We start from the raw sequence: 2,208 nt of genomic DNA on the forward strand, positions 1-2,208 counted from the left end.
TTCAGCAGTTTCAGTGAAGCACTATCAGCCCATTGCAAATCATCAACAAACAAAACTAGTGGATGTTCAGCCAGACAAATCGCCTTGATAAAATTTTGGAAGACCAGATTGAAACGGTTTTGGGCTTCTTGTCCACCTACCACAGCTACAGGAGGTTGTTCGCCAATCACCAATTTGAAATTGGGAATGACATCAATTAAAACCTGTCCATTATTGCCGACAGCAGTTAATATTTTTTCTTGCCATTGTTTTAAAACTGATTCGCTTTCAGTCAAGAATTGATTACACAGTTCATTGAATGCTTGAGAAATAGCGGAGTAGGGAATATTACGTTGGTACTGGTCATATTTACCAGTAATAAAATTGCCGCGTTTGGCTGTAATAGGTTTATGAACCTCATTTACTAAAGCTGATTTGCCGACTCCAGAAAAGCCTGCAACCAACATCAGTTCAGTTGTCCCATTGGTGATGCGATCAAAAGCCGCCAATAGCGTCTCTAATTCTGGTTCCCGTCCATAGAGTTTTTGCGGAATTATAAACCGATCGCAGACATCCTGACTACCCAACGCAAAGACATCGATTTTTCCCTTGGTTTGCAGTTGATGCAAACATTGTTCTAAATCTGCCTGAATACCAAAAGCAGACTGATAGCGGTCTTCAGCATTTTTCGCCATCAGTTTCATCACAATGTCACAGAGGACTTGGGGAATGGGTTGTTTATTTTTGAATTTTGAATTTTGAATTTTGAATTGATCTGGTTGTTTAGCAATATGGCAATGAATCAACGCTAGAGCATCATCCCCTTCAAACGGCACTTCTTTTGTTAGTAACTTATAAAAGGTCACTCCTAAAGAATAGAAATCACTGCGATAGTCAATCGCCCGATTCATTCGACCTGTTTGCTCAGGAGAAATGTAAGTAATAGTACCTTCTAGAACATTCGGATTTTTGAATGATTGTGTTTCTCGTGACAGAACAGTAGAAATACCAAAATCGATGATTTTAACTTGTCTGGTGTCGGAGTTAAAGACAATATTTGAGGGGTTAATATCTTTGTGGATGATGTTAGCAGCGTGGATTTGTTTAAGGCTTTCGACGATAGAAATAGCCAAGTTGAGAAACTGCTCTAACTCTATTTCTCCAGCTAGTTGCAATTGAGCTAGAGAACTACCACCAAAGTCTTCCAACACTAAGACTGGCCGTTGTTGGTGAATTTCCAAAGCGTAAACTTGGACAACTCCTGTGAGATGGAGATTGTGGATAATGTCATATTCACGCTGGTAACAAGCAATGCTTTCTGGCGAAGGATAAGCATCTCGCAGGATTTTGAGAACTACAGGTTGGTCGTCGCCTTCCCTGTAGCCTCGATATATTAGAGAGTTACTGCTTTGATAGATTTGCTCAATAATTTGATAGCCGGAAAGTGTGAGCATAGTTTGGGTACTCCTCAAAAGTGGGTTAATGCTGTCCCAATTACTTTGTTAGAGTTAGTGTACCCATTAGCTTGATGAAGTCTTATACCATTTCACGAAATACTTGATACAAATGATTAGTCTCTAATTCTTTCCCCCTGCCCCCTGCTCCCCTGCTGCCTATTTGTATCAATTTTAAAGTGAAACGGTATTAGAGGATGTTTGAAAAGTCCTGTTGTTGGTAGCAAAAAGTTTTAGATCCCCCTAAATCCACGCCACGTGCTTCAAGTCGGGAAACCCGCAAGGGCGCAGTGCATACGTGTCAACTTAAGCCCAAACACTCAATTTTCCGTAGTTTTAGATCCCCCAACCCCCTTTCCAAGGGGGCACTCGATTCTAATTCCCCCCTTAAAAAGGGGGGTTAGGGGGGATCTAAAATCTAGGTGGTACATTGAAAAATTTTGAAATGCTTATCAGACTAAGCTTTTACGTTAAGTTGACACCAATGAACGCAGTGGCTCCCCTTTCCAAGGGGGACTTTAAGAAGTTTTCCCCCCTTTTTATAGCGGTTCTCGTTTACGTGAGGTATACCCGTAGGGGCACGGCACTGCCGTGCCCCTACACCTGGTAATGTAATGTTGTACCGCATCTGAATGGGAACCGCTATAAGCTACCGTGTACACACAAGTCGAATTTCTTCTTAAATCCCAAAGATTACCTACTTAATCGCAGTGATGGTTAGGGTGGGGTAAAACTAAAGCTAAAACCTTAGTAAATCAGGTTTGGGGTGAGGTTT

Annotated in this window: 1 protein-coding gene; it reads right to left on the minus strand. The window is 41.4% G+C overall.

Annotation, left to right across the window (positions count from 1 at the left end; translation table 11 throughout):
- Nucleotides 1-1,433 (minus strand): AAA family ATPase (locus tag LC574_RS36840; RefSeq protein WP_229458576.1); only part of this gene is annotated, 1,433 nt, incomplete at its 3' end.
- Nucleotides 1,434-2,208: the final 775 nt, after the last annotated feature.

It is taken from the genome of Nostoc sp. CHAB 5715, assembly GCF_020829685.1.
In the GTDB taxonomy this organism is placed as follows: Bacteria; Cyanobacteriota; Cyanobacteriia; order Cyanobacteriales; family Nostocaceae; genus Nostoc.